11 protein-coding genes are annotated in these 14,790 nt (G+C 71.0%); 6 read left to right on the forward strand and 5 right to left on the reverse strand.

The features are described 5' to 3' along the window. Positions 1-332: 332 nt before the first annotated feature. Positions 333-1,550 (reverse strand): vWA domain-containing protein, encoded by a 1,218-nt coding sequence (locus D7W79_RS06150; protein ID WP_120524397.1) that lies wholly within the window; start codon positions 1,548-1,550, stop codon positions 333-335. 269 nt (positions 1,551-1,819) lie between these two features. Between D7W79_RS06150 and lon the strand changes: the two genes are divergently transcribed. Next, entirely contained in the window at positions 1,820-4,279 is a 2,460-nt protein-coding gene (lon, locus tag D7W79_RS06155; protein WP_120524398.1) for an endopeptidase La, read from the forward strand. 89 nt (positions 4,280-4,368) lie between these two features. Here lon and D7W79_RS06160 read toward each other — a convergent pair whose 3' ends face one another. Next, a complete protein-coding gene (locus tag D7W79_RS06160; protein WP_120524425.1) occupies positions 4,369-5,565 on the reverse strand; it encodes a cytochrome P450 in 1,197 nt (398 codons plus the stop codon). Between the two features lie 85 nt (positions 5,566-5,650). Here D7W79_RS06160 and D7W79_RS06165 point away from each other — a divergent pair, with 85 nt between their 5' ends. Beyond that, positions 5,651-6,631, forward strand: coding sequence for an aldo/keto reductase (locus D7W79_RS06165; protein WP_120524399.1), 981 nt, complete (start codon positions 5,651-5,653; stop codon positions 6,629-6,631). A gap of 23 nt (positions 6,632-6,654) precedes the next feature. Here the strand turns inward: D7W79_RS06165 and D7W79_RS06170 are convergent, their stop codons facing one another. The 3 genes from D7W79_RS06170 to D7W79_RS06180 form a co-directional block, all read right to left on the reverse strand. After that, positions 6,655-7,623 carry an FHA domain-containing protein gene (locus D7W79_RS06170; RefSeq protein WP_120524400.1) on the reverse strand — a complete coding sequence of 323 codons (969 nt, stop codon included), beginning with the start codon at positions 7,621-7,623 and terminating at the stop codon, positions 6,655-6,657. Beyond that, on the reverse strand, positions 7,611-8,960 hold the full coding sequence (locus tag D7W79_RS06175) for a S1 family peptidase (protein WP_120524426.1): 1,350 nt from the start codon (positions 8,958-8,960) through the stop codon (positions 7,611-7,613). Before D7W79_RS06175 ends, D7W79_RS06170 begins: the two co-directional genes overlap by 13 nt. Positions 8,961-9,026: 66 nt before the next feature. Then, a complete protein-coding gene (locus D7W79_RS06180; protein ID WP_120524401.1) occupies positions 9,027-9,695 on the reverse strand; it encodes a hypothetical protein in 669 nt (222 codons plus the stop codon). A 129-nt stretch (positions 9,696-9,824) separates the two neighbouring features. Between D7W79_RS06180 and D7W79_RS06185 the strand changes: the two genes are divergently transcribed. The 4 genes from D7W79_RS06185 (at position 9,825) to D7W79_RS06200 (ending at position 14,790) form a co-directional block, all read left to right on the forward strand. Next, entirely contained in the window at positions 9,825-10,304 is a 480-nt protein-coding gene (locus D7W79_RS06185; RefSeq protein ID WP_120524402.1) for a tetratricopeptide repeat protein, read from the forward strand. 154 nt (positions 10,305-10,458) lie between these two features. Next, positions 10,459-11,556: a 6-phosphofructokinase gene (locus tag D7W79_RS06190; RefSeq protein ID WP_120524403.1), complete on the forward strand. Its 1,098-nt coding sequence runs from the start codon at positions 10,459-10,461 to the stop codon at positions 11,554-11,556. A 22-nt stretch (positions 11,557-11,578) separates the two neighbouring features. Then, positions 11,579-13,795 (forward strand): serine/threonine-protein kinase, encoded by a 2,217-nt coding sequence (locus D7W79_RS06195; protein WP_120524404.1) that lies wholly within the window; start codon positions 11,579-11,581, stop codon positions 13,793-13,795. Further along, on the forward strand, positions 13,792-14,790 hold the full coding sequence (locus tag D7W79_RS06200; protein WP_120524405.1) for a tetratricopeptide repeat protein: 999 nt from the start codon (positions 13,792-13,794) through the stop codon (positions 14,788-14,790). Before D7W79_RS06195 ends, D7W79_RS06200 begins: the two co-directional genes overlap by 4 nt.

The raw sequence follows: 14,790 nt of genomic DNA on the forward strand, positions 1-14,790 counted from the left end.
TCCTTCACCATGCTCAGCCCGGGCGTCGCGCCTCCCCCCCCCCCGCCCCCGCCGACCGCTCCACCGCCGCGCCCATGTCGCCTCCTCGCGTTGCGCACCCGCCACCGGTGCGCGCATGAGGCCAGTATCCGAAGCCGTCTGACACCCCAGCAGGCGGCATTCCGAGCGCGTGGGACCTGTCGCGTCGGGTGCTCCGCTCGACGGGAGGGGTCGGATCCGCGCGCGTCACTTCACGTGGCACCGGACATGACAGGTCATGTGCCACGCCAAAGAAGAAGGGCCCCGCGTCCTTCGCGGGGCCCTCCGGGTGCGGCGCGCGGATCAGCTCCGGGCTACCCGGCGCACAGCACCTTCACCTCCACCTTCGTGTCGCCCACGCGCCGCAGGCACGGGCCCAGGAAGAAGAGGCGCGCGGAGCGGCCTTCTCCGGAGGGCTCGTAGCGGAAGTCGCCGTTGGCCGCCGTGCACGTCTGCACGGAGCCGTCCGCGCGCGTGACGTACACCACCGCGAGCCGCGGATCCGGCAGGTTCACCACGTCCACGCTCTGCGCCACCGTGGCCAGGTCCGCGATGTCCAGCAGCGTCTGCCGGTAGCTCGGCTTGCAGATGGAGTCCAGGTTCGCCCGGGTCGCGTCGAACGCCTGCGCCATGGCGCTCTGCCGGTAGCCGGGCCCGTAGGACGTCGGGCAGTCGACGTTGCGCACGTAGGTCGTGCTCCCCACCAGCTCCGTCGTCAGCTCCGCGCGCTTGTCCGTCAGCGCCACCGGCCCGATGGTCGCCCACAGCACCTCGCGCGACGCGCCCGTGCCGTCATGCAGCCCCTGGAAGGCCTGGTAGTACTCCGACACCGGGGTCAGCTTGTCCCCCTGCACGGTGCAGGAGTCCACGGACGTGTCCAGCCCCAGCGTCACCGGCGGCGGCCGCTGCGTGGAGCTGCAGTCCTCCTCGTCGGACACCACCACCACCAGCAGGCGGGCGCCGTCCCGGAGGAAGCCCGCGTTGCCACCCTCCGACAGCGGCCGGGTGGCCAGGGGCGAGGCGACCGCCAGCCGCACCGCCTCGAAGGGCGTCTCCTGCCCGCTGCCGGACGTGCCCTGGTTCACCAGCCGCTGGAACTTGTCCAGGAGCAGGGGATCCGTGCCCTCGATGAAGCGCTCGGCGGTGGGCTGGCCCGCTTCGTCCTTCACCGGCTGCAGGCGGCCTTCCTGATCCGGGAAGGAGCGGATGGTGTCCGTCCCGTTCGCCAGCAGCAGGCGCTGGTACACGGAGGTGGTGATGACCCCCACGCGGAAGTCCTGGGCCACGCCGCTGCCCTCCTTCAGCGCGGTCAGGAAGGCGGGCAATTCCGTCGCGATGCCCTGCTGCTCCTCCTGCATGGAGCCGGAGTTGTCGATGACGAAGAGGATGTCCGTCTTCTGGGGCGCCACCACCGGCGGAGTGGCCTCGCAGGCGTCGGGGACGGTGGATCCCGCGTCGTCCACGGGGGAGTGGCATCCGAGCGCCAGGAGCGCGGACAGCGACAGCAGGTGGGCGCAGGTGTGGAGCTTCACATCGGCCTCCAGTGCGGGGGCGCGCGCTCGCGCACCGCATCAAGCGTGAGAGGGGGCGAGCATGCCCCACCCCTTCGCCGGACGCGAGACTTCTGGGCCGTTAATAGAGGAGCGTCGTACAGCCGACGAGGCACGGAAATAACGCACATCGCGTTTGCCATGTCCGGTTTGGTTGTTACGTTGGTTCATCCGTCGCAGAAAACAACCGGATGGTTCACCGGCCCGGCCGCTTGCTGACCGGGTTCAAGCAAGGAAGAGGCCGAACTCCCATGTCTGACGAGAAGAAGAAGGGCACCGCGGCCAGCGCCATGCCCACCGCGATGGCCCCTCCGGGGCTCATCAACAAGGAAGACATCCCGCAGGTGCTGCCCATCCTGCCGCTGCGCAACAGTGTCTTCTTCCCCGGCGGTGTGCTGCCCCTGGCCGTCGGCCGCCAGAAGACCATCGCGCTGATCAAGGACGCCGTCCGTGACGACCAGGTCATCGGCGTCGTGACGCAGCGCCGCGCCGAGGAAGAGGATCCGGGCGCGTCCGACCTGTACACGATGGGCACCGTCGCCCGCATCGTGAAACTCCTGAAGATGGGCGAGGACAACTATTCGCTCGTGGTCCAGGGCCTCGCGCGCTTCCGCGTGATGGAGCTGGTGCAGGAAGCCCCCTACCTCAAGGCCCGCGTCGACGCCGTGGAGGACAAGACCTCCAGCGAGAACGTCGAAGTGGAGGCCCTGGGCATCAACCTGAAGAAGCTGGCGCGCGAGGTCATCGAGCTGATGCCCGAGCTGCCGGCCGCCGCCACGGAGCTGGTGGAGAGCATCACGCACCCGGGCCACCTGGCGGACCTCATCGCCGCCAACGTGGACGTGCCCATCGAGGAGAAGCAGGCCGTGCTGGAGACGGTCGACCTCAAGGCGCGCATGAAGCTCGTCCTGGAGCTGCTCAACCGCAAGCGCGAGATCCTCAAGCTCTCCAACAAGATCGACTCCGCCGTGAAGGGCGAGATGTCGAAGACCCAGCGCGAGTACTACCTGCGCCAGCAGCTCAAGGCGATCAAGGAAGAGCTCGGCGAGATGGGCGAGGAAGAGGAAGAGCTCGACGAGCTCCAGGAGCGCCTGAAGAAGGCCGCCCTGCCCCCTGAGGTGGAGAAGGTCGCCCAGAAGGAGCTCAACCGCCTGAAGACGATCCCGGCGGCCTCCAGCGAGTACACCGTCGCGCGCACCTACCTGGACTGGATCGCGGACCTGCCGTGGTCGAAGATCAGCGAGGACAACCTCGACATCGAGAACGCGCGCCAGCAGCTGGACAAGGATCACTTCGGCATCAAGAAGGTGAAGAAGCGCATCCTGGAGTACCTGGCCGTCCGCAAGCTGAAGAACGACATGCGCGGGCCCATCCTGTGCCTCGTCGGTCCCCCGGGCGTCGGCAAGACGTCGCTGGGCCAGAGCGTGGCCAAGGCCACCGGCCGCAAGTTCGTGCGCCTGTCCTTGGGCGGCGTGCGTGACGAGGCGGAGATCCGTGGCCACCGCCGCACCTACGTGGGCGCGCTGCCGGGCCGCTTCATCCAGAGCATGAAGAAGGCCGGGACGAAGAACCCGGTCATGATGCTGGACGAAATCGACAAGCTGGGCGCGGACTTCCGCGGCGACCCGAGCGCGGCGCTGCTGGAGGTGCTGGACCCGGAGCAGAACAGCACGTTCAGCGACCACTACCTGGACGTGGCGTTCGACCTGTCGAAGGTCATGTTCGTCGCCACGGCGAACCAGCTCGACCCCATCCCCGGTCCCTTGCGCGACCGCATGGAGATCATCGAGCTGACGGGCTACACGTTCGAGGAGAAGCAGGCCATCGCCCGCATCCACCTCGTGCCGAAGCAGCTCAAGGAGCACGGCCTCAACGGGGACCACATCGAGGTGCAGGACGAGGCCCTCCTCATCCTGACCACGTCGTACACCCGCGAGGCGGGCGTGCGTAACCTGGAGCGCCGCATCGCGGACATCTGCCGCGCGGTGGCGGTGGAGGTGGCCGGCGGCAAGCTGGAGAAGCAGGTCATCGGCGCGGAGCGCGTGAAGGAGATCCTCGGGCCCGAGACGTTCTACTCGGAGGTCGCGGAGCGCACGGAGGTTCCCGGTGTGGCGACGGGCCTCGCGTGGACCGCGGCGGGTGGCGACCTGCTCTTCATCGAAGCGACCAAGATGGCGGGCAAGGGCGGCATGACGCTCACCGGCCAGCTGGGCGACGTGATGAAGGAGTCCGCCACGGCGGCGCTGAGCTACCTGCGCAGCAAGGCGGAGTCGCTCGGCATCAACCCGAACTTCCTCGAGAAGACGGACATCCACCTGCACTTCCCCGCGGGCTCCATCCCCAAGGATGGTCCTTCGGCCGGCGTCACCATCCTGACCGCGCTCACCAGCCTGCTGACGGGCATCCGGGTGCGGCACGACACGGCGATGACGGGCGAGGCCACGCTGCGTGGCCTGGTGCTGCCGGTGGGCGGCATCAAGGAGAAGGTCCTGGCGGCGCACCGCGCGGGCATCAAGCGGGTCATCCTGCCGGAGCGTTGCCGCAAGGACCTCATCGACGTGCCGGAGCAGGCGAAGAACGAGCTGGAGTTCATCTTCGCCACGCACATGGACGACGTCCTCAAGGCCGCCCTGGAGACGTCTCCGTTCAAGGAGGGCGCCGCGATTCCGGCGACCACCACGGACGGGCCTCCGGCGGAAGTCCGGGCGTAACGCTCGACTTCAGCAGCTGAAGTGACGCGGGCAGGTTCCTTCACGGGGACCTGCCCGTCGTCTTTGCGGGCTCCCCTGCCCTGCCCGCTTCAGTGCGGGTGCAGGACGAGCGGCAGCGTGGCGGGCCCGCGCACCACCAGCGTGCGGTGCCACGTCATGGGCTCCGGGCCGGCCTGCAGGTGGCGGAAGGCGTCCAGCAGCGCCTCCAGGGCCAGCCGCCCCTCCATGCGCGCCAGCTGCGCGCCCAGGCAGAAGTGGATGCCGTGCCCGAAGGGCAGGTTCTGCGGACCGGGGCGGGACAGGTTGAAGCGGTCGCCGTCCGGGAAGTGCGCGTCGTCATGCGCGGCGGAGCCCAGGAGCACCAGCACCGGGGCCCCCTTGGGCAGGCTCACCCCGCCCAGCTCCACCGCCTCCGTGGTGAGGCGCGGCGCGGCCTGGGCGGGCGGCTCGTAGCGCAGCACCTCCTCGATGAAGGCCGGGATGCGCGAGCGGTCCGCGCGCAGCTGGGCCCAGACCTCCGGGTGATCCCGCAGCACGACGAGCGATGCGCCCAGCAGGTGCACCACCGTCTCGATGCCGCCCACCAGCAGGAGCGCCATGAAGGCGATGAGCTCGTCCCTGGACAGGGCCTCGCCGTCCACGCGGGCCTGGAGCAGCTCGCTGACCAGGTCCGTGCCGGGCGTGCGGGCGCGGGCCTCCAGCACCTCGCCGAAGTACTGGCGCAGCTCCGCCACCGCGTCGCGGGCCCGCTGCTTGCGGTCCTCCTCGTCCGGCCGGACGGTGGTGACGCCGCCGGTGATCAGGTCCGCCCACTGCTTCAGGCGCGCGGCGCGTGAAGGATCCAGGCCCAGGAGGTCGCTGATGACGGCGGCGGGGATGCGCAGGGCGTAGGGAGGCATCAGGTCCACCGGCACGCCCCGGGGCAGCTCCGCCACGGCCTGCCGGCAGATCTCCCTCACGCGGGGCTCCAGCCGGGCCATGGCCGCCGCGCCGAAGGCCTTCTGCACCAGCACCCGCAGGCGGCCGTGCTGGGGCGGATCCATGGTGAGCATGGACTCGGAGAAGGGGTTGCCGCCCAGCCAGGGCGGGTTGGTGGCCACGCGGAAGCCCTGCGAGGAGAAGCGCTGCGGGTCCTTGAGGACGCGCAGCACGTCCTCATGGCGCGACACGGCCCACATGCCACCGGGCTCCACCTGACACACGGGGGCCTCGCGGCGCATGCGGGCGTAGGTGGGATAGGGGTTGGCCTTCACTTCCGGAGACAGGAGGTTGAAGCGCTCGCTCATGCTGGGCATACGCAAGCAGCGAACGGAGCTGGCACCACCAGACGCCCCGGCACCTTGAGGTGCCTGCCACGCGAAGGAGCGGACCATGAAGTACGCCAACCTGGGACACACGGGCCTGCGGGTCTCCCGCATCTGCCTGGGCTGCATGAGCTACGGCACCCCGAAGTGGCGCCCGTGGGTGCTGGACGAGGAAGCCGCGCAGCCCTTCTTCCGCCGTGCGGTGGAGCTGGGCGTGACGTTCTTCGACACCGCGAACATGTACTCGGACGGGGTCAGCGAGGAAGTGACGGGCCGCGCGCTGCGCAAGTACGCGAAGCTGGACGAGGTGGTGCTGGCGACGAAGGTCTACTTCCCCACCGGCAGCGGCCAGAACGAGCGCGGCCTGTCGCGCAAGGCCATCACCCAGGCATGCGAGGCGAGCCTCAAGCGGCTGGGCGTGGACACCATCGACCTCTATCAAATCCACCGGATGGATCCGAACACGCCCATCGAGGAGACGCTGTCCGCGCTGGATCAGCTCGTGCGCCAGGGCAAGGTGCGCTACCTGGGCGCCAGCTCCGCGTACGCGTGGCAGTTCATGCGCGCCCTGAGCGTGTCCGAGCGCAACGGCTGGGCGCGCTTCGTGTCCATGCAGAACCACTACAACCTCGTCTACCGCGAGGAGGAGCGGGAGATGCTGCCCCTCTGCGAGGCGGAAGGGGTGGGCGTCATCCCCTGGTCGCCACTGGCGCGGGGGCTGCTCGCGGGGTCGCGCAAGTCGCTGGACGACAAGGAGGCCACGACGCGCGCGGGCTCCGACACGCTGTCGCCCATGCTCTACAACCAGCCCGGGGACTGGGACGTGGTGGAGGCGGTGAAGCAGGTGGCGGAAGCACGCAAGGCCCCGCCCGCGCAGGTGGCCCTGGCGTGGCTGTTGTCCAAGCCCGTCGTCACCGCGCCCATCATCGGGGCGACGAAGCCGGAGCACCTGGAGGACGCGGTGAAGGCCGTGAGCCTCAAGCTCACGCCCGAGGAGGTGAAGGCGCTGGAGGCCCCCTACAAGCCGCACGCGGTGCGAGGCCTGTAGGGCCGTGAAGCGGTGGACGCGCCTCAGCGCTCCTTCACGAGCGCGTCCACCTTCTTCTCCAGCGGCTTCACGTCCTCGAAGAACGAGTCCATGGAGTGCGCCGGGGCCACGCGCAGCACCGGCGGCAGCAGCGACCGGGGGAACTCCAGCGCCTCGCTGAAGGGCTCGTTGCCCAGCATCTCCGACACGTTGGTGAGCGCCAGCACGCCCACCGACGCGATGACGAGCCCGCGCACCACGCGCTTGCCCTGCCAGCGCGTCACGTAGCGCAGGTGCCAGTAGATCCCCCACCCCACCAGCCCCAGCACGGCCAACGTGCGCACGAAGCCCAGCCACGCGCCCAGCGAGAAGCTGAAGCTGAACAGCGCGAACAAGGGCGGCGCCACCGCGAAGCCCAGCAGCATCAGCGCGCCAATGGTCGCGTGCACGCGGAAGTGGAAGCTGCGGCGCGCGATGCGGCTGGCCAGGGACCATCCTCCGGCCCACAGCAGCGCCAGCCCCAGCGGCAGCACGCTGGACAGGAGCAGGTCACCCCAGTCCGTCTTCGTGAACTGGGTCACCCGCTCGGAGATGAAGGACATGGCCACCAGCGCCTGCATCGCCAGCGCGAAGGCGCGGGGCCGCTCGAAGAACCGCTCGCGCGGGGCGGCGGGGGCTTCGTTGACGACGGTGTCCTCCACCACGAAGTTGCGCGGCCGGAAGCGCAGCACCGTGTCGCCCACGGACACGCGGGTGTCCGCGGTGAGGACCAGCTCCTTGAGCGCGGCCCAGGGCTCCACGCTGAAGGTGCCGTTGACGCTGCCCACGTCGTGCAGCACCACCGCGCCGTCCTCGCGCCGCTCCAGGCGCAGGTGCTCCGAGGAGACCTTCGGGTCGTCCAGGATGATGTCGTTGGCGTAGCCGCGCCCCACCGTCACCGGCAGCCTGTCCAGCCGGTGGCGCGCCTGGACGGCGTCCCCTTCCAGCACCTCCAGGAAGATCACTTCGTCCACGACAGGCCCTCCAGGTAGCGGCGCGCCAGCTTGCGGGCGTTCTCCGCGGAGAAGCCGCCCAGCGTGAGGCTGGTGTCCACGCCGTGCGTGGCCGCGTTGAGCGTGGCCGCGCGCAGCACCAGGTCGTAGAGGCCCGGGAAGCGGCGGTAGGCGCGCAGGCAGAGCGCCGCGCGCACCGTGAGGCCCTTCACGTCCACGAACTCCGACGTGCAGCGGAAGTTGGTGACGTCCTCGCGCGTGGCGGACACCGCGTCCGGGTCCTGCGAGAAGAGCGTGCTGTAGAGCGCGGAGAAGCGCATCGCGCCCAGCTTCTGGCTCTCCACGTGCTGGTGCAGGTAGGCCACCACGCCCGTGCGGTGGCTGGAGGACAGGAAGATGTCCTCCTCGGAGGAGCACTGGTAGCTCGTCACCGTGTAGGGCGTCTCGGGGTCGTGCGGCGTGTCGCCCCAGCACTTGAGGAACGGGTTCCAGCGGCCGGGGACGCGGTACTCGCCCAGCGCCTGCTTCGGCAGGTCCGTGGCCATCAGCCGGTCGGTGATGCGCTGCTGGTTGGCCAGCAGCTGCTCCTTCACGGACGTCAGCAGCGCGGCGGAATCCGGCGGCGCCTCCTGCGCCAGCGCCCGGTCGAGCAGCGCCCGCGCGCGCGCCACCGGCACCAGGAAGCCCACCTGGTTGCCCATGGTGGCCACGTTGACGCCCACCACGCCGCCCTCGCCGCTGAGCGTGGGCCCGCCGCTCATGCCGGGGTTGATGGCGCCGGTGAAGTGCACGCGCTCGTAGAGGGCGTCGCGCACCAGGCCGTTGTAGGTGCCCTCCACGATGGTGGTGCCCAGGTCGCGCGGGTTGCCCATGGCGAACAGGCGCGTGCCCTGCGGCGGTTCGTGCTCCTCCAGCTTGAAGTAGTCGCTGACGGGCGCATCCACCTGGATGACGGCCAGGTCGCTCACCACGTCCACCGCGAGCAGGCGCACCGGCACCGTCGCGTCGCCCCGGTCCAGCTCCGCGGTGTAGTCCTCCGGGTGGAGCACCAGGTCGGAGACGACGTGGTAGTTCGTGAGGGCGTGGCCCTTCGCGCTCACGAAGAACGCGGAGCCGATGGAGGACTTCGTGCCGGAGCGGCGCTCGATGATGCGCACCTGCGCGACGCGGCCCTGGATGCGGCGGAACAGCTCATGCGTGGCCGGGGGCAGCGAGGCCACCGGCAGGGGCGGCACCACCGCGTCCGCGACACCAGCATCCGGCACCGGAAGGACGACCGGCGGGGCCGGGGACGCCGAAGGCGCCGGAGGGGCCACGGGCCCCTGCGCCAGCACGGCGACAAGGAGGAAGGAGAACATGGGCGGCGGCACCGTATCCCACCGCGAGCCCACCGGGGGACGCCGTCGTCCTCCTGTCAGGCCCTGCTACGCGGAGGCCGGCCCCTCTCCCTGCCGGCGGCGGCGCCAGGCCGCGTACGACACCAGCAGGGCCCCGGCCAGGGTGCCCGCCAGCGCCCCCGCCAGCCGCCGGGACACGACGCCCGCCACGGGGGGCTCCATGTGGAAGGTCTCCAGCGAGGCGCGCACCCGCGGGGCCATGGCGTCCCAGCGGTCGGCCGGCGCGCTGACCGTCACCACGGCGTGGCGTCCCTCGGAAGCCAGGCCCGCCACCAGCACCGTGCGCACCTGCCCCGCCTCGCGCAGCGTGCCCAGCACCTCCACCCGGGGCACCGGCCCGCCCACGCGGTCCACCCGCTCCGGCGTCAGCGCCACGCCCAGCTCGCGCTGGAAGTGCTGCATCACGGCGGTGGAGAACGCGTCGCGCTCCGAGGGACTGGCGGAGAAGCCCCCCTCCACCACCGCGATGAGGAACGTGGCCGCGTCCGGCCCCTCCCCGTCCGCCAGCGCCGCGGACAGGGCGCGCGTGCGCACGCCGTCCTCCGACACCGCGCCCGCCTGCGAGCCGGCATAGCGCTCCCAGCGCGACATGCGGAACGTGTCCGGCGGCCGGAAGCTGTAACCGTCCCGCCGCAGCTCCGTGCCCAGCGCGCCGGACAGCGACAGCCACACACCGGTAAGGACGGGCAGGAGCACGGACGGAAGGATAGCGCGAAGCACGGGAAGTCCCGGACCCCTTCGTGGCCCTGGGGCATGCGGCCCGTCGAGCGCTCCTGTTTCCGCGTGTGACATCCCGGGCGGGCAGCAGTTACTCTGCCGCGCGAGATGACCCCTGCCGTCCGGGCCGACATGGAAGCACGTGCCGACCGCGCCCTGCGCCGGGGCGAGCTCGCGGAGGCGTTCGAGCTCTTCGAGCACCTGCTCGCCGCCTTCCCGCGCGAGGAGGCGCTGGCCCTCAAGCTGGCCCACCTGCGCGACAGCCTCCAGCCGGAGGAGCTGCAGCACCTGAAGAACCGCGTCCGGGAGCCCCAGCGCCTCCCGCTGGGCCCGGCCTCCCCCATGCAGGAGGGCGAGCGCCTCTTCACGCTGGGTGACTACGTGGGCGCCGCCGCCGCGTACCGCCGGGCGCTGCAGGAGCGCCCTGGCAACGAGCTGGTGCTGGAGCGGCTGGCGGAGCTGTACCGGATGGCCCGCGAGATGCCCGTGCAGTCCCCCACGGACCGGGCCCTTCCCGCGAAGAAGGAGGACCGGCTCCAGGCCCTCCTGGACCGGCTGGCCTCCCGGCGTCGCCTCAAGCGCGACTGAGGGGTCGCCCCCGCGTCCTTGCGAGCGCGGATCCGACGTGACAGCTGATTGATGCGTTGCACCCCCCGGGGGTGGCACCTACAATCCGCACCGACGTTGCTGTCATAGTGTCGCCCGCTCCCACTGACACCCGCGTCCGACTTTCTTCGTCCCTATGGCCCGACCTCTACGACTCGGCGTCCTCACCGGTGGTGGTGATTGCCCGGGGCTCAACGCGCTCATCCGTGGCCTCGTGCGCCGGGGCGTGTACGAGTTCGGCCATTCGTTCGTGGGCATCGAGAACGGCTACATGGGGCTGGTGGAGCCGGAGCTCGTCCGCCCGCTCGGGGTGGAGGACACGCGCGGCATCCTGCCCAAGGGCGGCACCATCCTGGGCACGTCCAACAAGGCGAACCCGTTCTCCTACCCGGTGCGTGAGGGCACGGGCTGGGTGGCGCGGGACGTGTCGGATCAGGTCCTGCGCCGCTGCCAGGAGCTGCGGCTGGACGGGCTGGTGGCCATTGGCGGGGACGGCACGCTGAGCATCGCGTCCCAGCTGGCGGCCAAGGGGCTGAAGGTCGTCGGGTGTCCGAAGACCATCGACAACGACCTGTCCGGCACGGACCAGACGTTCGGCTTCGACACCGCCCGGCTCATCGTCACGGAGGCGCTGGACCGGCTGCACTCCACGGCGGAGTCGCACGACCGCGTGATGGTGGTGGAGATCATGGGCCGGCACGCGGGCTTCCTCACGCTGGACAGCGGCATCGCGGGCGGCGCGGACCTCATCCTCATCCCGGAGATCCCGTACCGGGTGACGTCCCTGCTGGACACGCTGAAGCGGAGGGCCACGCGGCGGCGCAGCTTCTCCATCATCGCCATCTCCGAAGGCGCGTATCCGGAGGGCGGCGCGCTGTCCGTGCTCGCGGAGGCCGCGGACATCCCGGGCCGGGGCGTGGTGCGGCTGGGGGGCTCCGGCAAGGTGTGCGCGGATCTGCTCGCGAGCCACATCGACGCGGAGATCCGCGTCACCGTGCTGGGGCACCTGCAGCGCGGGGGCAGCCCGAGCGCCGCGGACCGCCTGCTGGCCACGCGCTACGGCTGCAAGGTGCTGGACCTGGTGCGGGATGGAGACTGGGGCCACATGGTGGCGCTCAGGAGCAATGAGATTGTCAGCGTGCCGCTGAGCGAGTCTCGCAAGGAGCGACGGGTGGATCCGCAAGGTGAGCTGGTGCGGTTCGCGCGGAGCATGGGCATCGGGTTCGGGGACTGAGGGGAGCGCGCGCGCTAACGCCATGACGCTCGTCGGCCGCCATATCGGTCGCTATCGCATCCTGGAGGAGCTGGGCTCCGGGGGCATGAGCGTCGTGTACAAGGGCCTGGACACGGCCCTGGACCGCGAGGTCGCGGTGAAGGTGCTGCACCCGCACCTGGCCGGCAAGGACGAGTCGCGCAGGCGGCTCGCGCGCGAGGCCCGCGCGGTGGCGAAGCTGCACCACCCCAACATCCTGGAGGTGTTCGACTTCTCCTCGGCGGAGGCGCACGACGCCTTCATCGTCACCGAGTACATCCGCGGCCGGACGCTCAAGACGTACCTGGATGAAGGCCCGCTGGAGCCGCCGGAGCTGGCGGCGATGATCATCCACGAGCTGGCGGCGGCGCTGGCGCACGCGCACGAGGCGGGCGTCATCCACCGCGACCTGAAGCCGGAGAACGTCATGGTGCGCGAGGACGGGGTCCTCAAGCTCATGGACTTCGGCATCGCGCGGCTGCTCGACATCGAGGACCGGATGACGGTGACGGGCGCGCTGGTGGGCTCGCCCGCGCACATGTCGCCGGAGATCATCGAGGGCCTGGAGGCCGGCCCGGAGGCGGACGTCTTCAGCCTGGGGATCATGTTCTACGCGCTGATGACGGGCCGGCTGCCCTTCACGGCGTCGAACACCACGGCGACGCTGAAGCGCATCCTGGACGGGGCCTATGAGGACCCGCGACGCCGCGTGCCCGCGCTGTCGGACGAACTGGCGGAGATCTGCGCGACGTGCCTCCAGCGCGACCCGGCGCGGCGCTACCCCAACGCGGGGAAGCTGCGCGACGCGCTGGCGGATGCGCTCGCGGGGCTGGGATTCTCACGCGTGGGCGAGGAGCTGATCTCGTTCTTCGCGGATCCGCCGTCGTACCAGCGGCTCGCGCGCCAGCGCATCGTGGCGGCACTGCTGGAGCGCGGGGAGCGGCAGCTGGCGGAGAAGCGGACGCCGCGCGCGCTGGCGTGCCTCAACCACGTGCTCGCGCTGGACGCGACGAACGAGCGGGCGCTGGGGTTGCTGAAGGGCCTCCAGCGTCAACAGCGGCGGCGCACGTGGCGCAGGCGTGGCATCCGCGCGGGCATCGGAGCGGGCGTGGCGCTCGCGCTGGGGCTGGGCGGCTGGCAGCTGTACCGGATGAACGCGGCCGAGCCCGAGACGCCGAAGGTGGAGACGACGGGCCCGCGAACCGAAGGCACGCAGGCCGGCGGCGCGGCCACGGGTTCGCGGCTTCCGGCTGGCACTGCTGCGGCCACTGGTACGCAAGGCACGGGCAGCCCTCAAGGCTCGCCACTCGCGGGCGCCCTGAACGGCGCTCAAGGCGCGGGTGGAACGACGGGCACGCCCAACGGCACTCAGGGCACGGACGCTCCCAACGGCGCGGGTGGCACCAACGGCGCGCAGGGCACCGGCAGCCCCAGCGGTTCGCAGGGCACTGGCAGCCCCACCGGCTCGCAGGGCACCGGCAGCCCCACCGGCTCGCAGGGCACCGGCAGCCCCAACGGTTCGCAAGGTACGGGCGATGTGCCAGGCGGCTCGCAGGTCGCGAGCGCCCCGGGCACGCCCAACGGCTCACGCCCCACCGGCGCGCAGGGCACGGGCGGCACCGGCGCGGGAACCTCGAGTCGCGACGCCATCTCCCCTCCTCCCGACACCAACCCGCGCCTCCCCTCCTCCACGGATCGCACGTCGCGGCCCACGATGGTCGCCAGCCTGGACCCGCAGGACGACCCGAAGCACGTGCGCAGCGGCCGGATCCCCGTGTCCATCCTCGTGCGCCCCTACGGCTCCATCCGCGTGGACGACGGCCCCGCCGGCACGCAGCAGCTCGCGCAGCACGACGTGCACCTGTCGCCGGGCCCGCACACCATCACCGTCTCCTGCGGCTACTGCGAGGACGCCACGGAGACCATCGACGTGAAGCCGGACGGCGAGAACGTCTTCCGCCTGCGCGCCCTGCTGAAGTCCTCGCAGCTCGCGCTGGACTACCAGCCGCCGGACGCCACCGTGCGCGTGGGCGACGCGGAGCGCACCGCGCACGACAGCCTCCAGCACCCCTTCGACATCCGCTCCCCGCGGGGCCCCGCCAGCTTCCAGCACCGCGTGGAGGTGGAGATCTCCTCCCCCGGCTACAAGACCGAGAAGCGCGTCGTCCTGCTGGAGCCCGGCAAGCCCACCACCCTGCGCGGAAGCCTGGCGCCCGAATGAGTCGCGGCCCGCTCCTGCTCGTGTCCCTCCTCCTGGCCCTCCTCGGGCCCGCGTCCGCGCGCGCCCAGGTGCCCAACACCGGCGCGGATCCGGAGGTCGCGGCCCTGCGCTCGTCCTTCGAATACGGCAAGTACGCCGAGGTGCTGGAGCGCGCCGGCCAGCGCATCGACCGGGGCGACCTGCCCGAAGAGGACCTCGTGGAGCTGCACAAGCTCGCGGGCCTGTCCGCCTTCAACCTCAACAAGACCGACGAGGCCGAACGCCACCTGCGCGCCGTGCTCCGGCTGGATCCCGACTTCAGCCTGGACCCCTTCGTCGTCCCGCCCCCGGCCGTCGCCTACTTCGATGACCTGAAGAACCAGATGTCCGGCGAGCGCGACTTCCTCCGCCAGGAGCAGCGCCTGCGCCTGGAGCGCGAGAAGGCCGAACAGGAGCGCCGTGAACAGGAGCGCGTCGCCCTGGAGACGCAGCGCCGCCGCGCGGAGGAGCTGGCCCGCCAGGTCACCGTGCGCACCGTGGAGAAGCGCAACTTCCTGGTCAACTTCGTCCCCTTCGGCGCCGGCCAGTTCCAGCAGGGCCGCAACAGCATGGGCATCGTCTTCGCCGCCACCGAAGGCGCCCTGGCCATCACCAGCATCATCGCGTTCTTCGCGTACGACTCGCTCTTCGAGGAGCGGTTCGTGAACCTGGACAACGTGCTGGACGAGGACGGCCGCGCGTCCATCCCGGTGCGCTACATCCCCACGGACCGCGCGCGGCAGGCGGACACCTGGCAGCTGCTCAAGCTCGCGTCCGCCACCGGCTTCTACACCGTCTACACCCTGGGCGTGGTGGACGCCGTCTACCACCACGAGGACCAGGTGGTGAGCAGCACCACCGTGGAGTCCCGCCCCGAACCGAAGCCCTCTCCCACCGTCTCCCAGGCCGCGCCGCCGCGCGTGCGGCTGTACTCCACCCATGGTGGGCTGGGCGCCGGCTTCTCCCTCACGTTCTAG

It is taken from the genome of Corallococcus exercitus (assembly GCF_003611585.1).
GTDB classification, from domain to species: Bacteria; Myxococcota; Myxococcia; order Myxococcales; family Myxococcaceae; genus Corallococcus; species Corallococcus exercitus.

Bases quoted from the DNA above. Each gene is read 5' to 3' on its own strand.
- lon (WP_120524398.1), top strand. From the start codon at position 1,820: ATGTCTGACGAGAAGAAGAAGGGCACCGCGGCCAGCGCCATGCCCACC.
- D7W79_RS06160 (WP_120524425.1), bottom strand. From the start codon at position 5,565: ATGAGCGAGCGCTTCAACCTCCTGTCTCCGGAAGTGAAGGCCAACCCC.
- D7W79_RS06165 (WP_120524399.1), top strand. From the start codon at position 5,651: ATGAAGTACGCCAACCTGGGACACACGGGCCTGCGGGTCTCCCGCATC.
- D7W79_RS06175 (WP_120524426.1), bottom strand. From the start codon at position 8,960: ATGTTCTCCTTCCTCCTTGTCGCCGTGCTGGCGCAGGGGCCCGTGGCC.
- D7W79_RS06185 (WP_120524402.1), top strand. From the start codon at position 9,825: ATGACCCCTGCCGTCCGGGCCGACATGGAAGCACGTGCCGACCGCGCC.
- D7W79_RS06190 (WP_120524403.1), top strand. From the start codon at position 10,459: ATGGCCCGACCTCTACGACTCGGCGTCCTCACCGGTGGTGGTGATTGC.
- D7W79_RS06195 (WP_120524404.1), top strand. From the start codon at position 11,579: ATGACGCTCGTCGGCCGCCATATCGGTCGCTATCGCATCCTGGAGGAG.
- D7W79_RS06200 (WP_120524405.1), top strand. From the start codon at position 13,792: ATGAGTCGCGGCCCGCTCCTGCTCGTGTCCCTCCTCCTGGCCCTCCTC.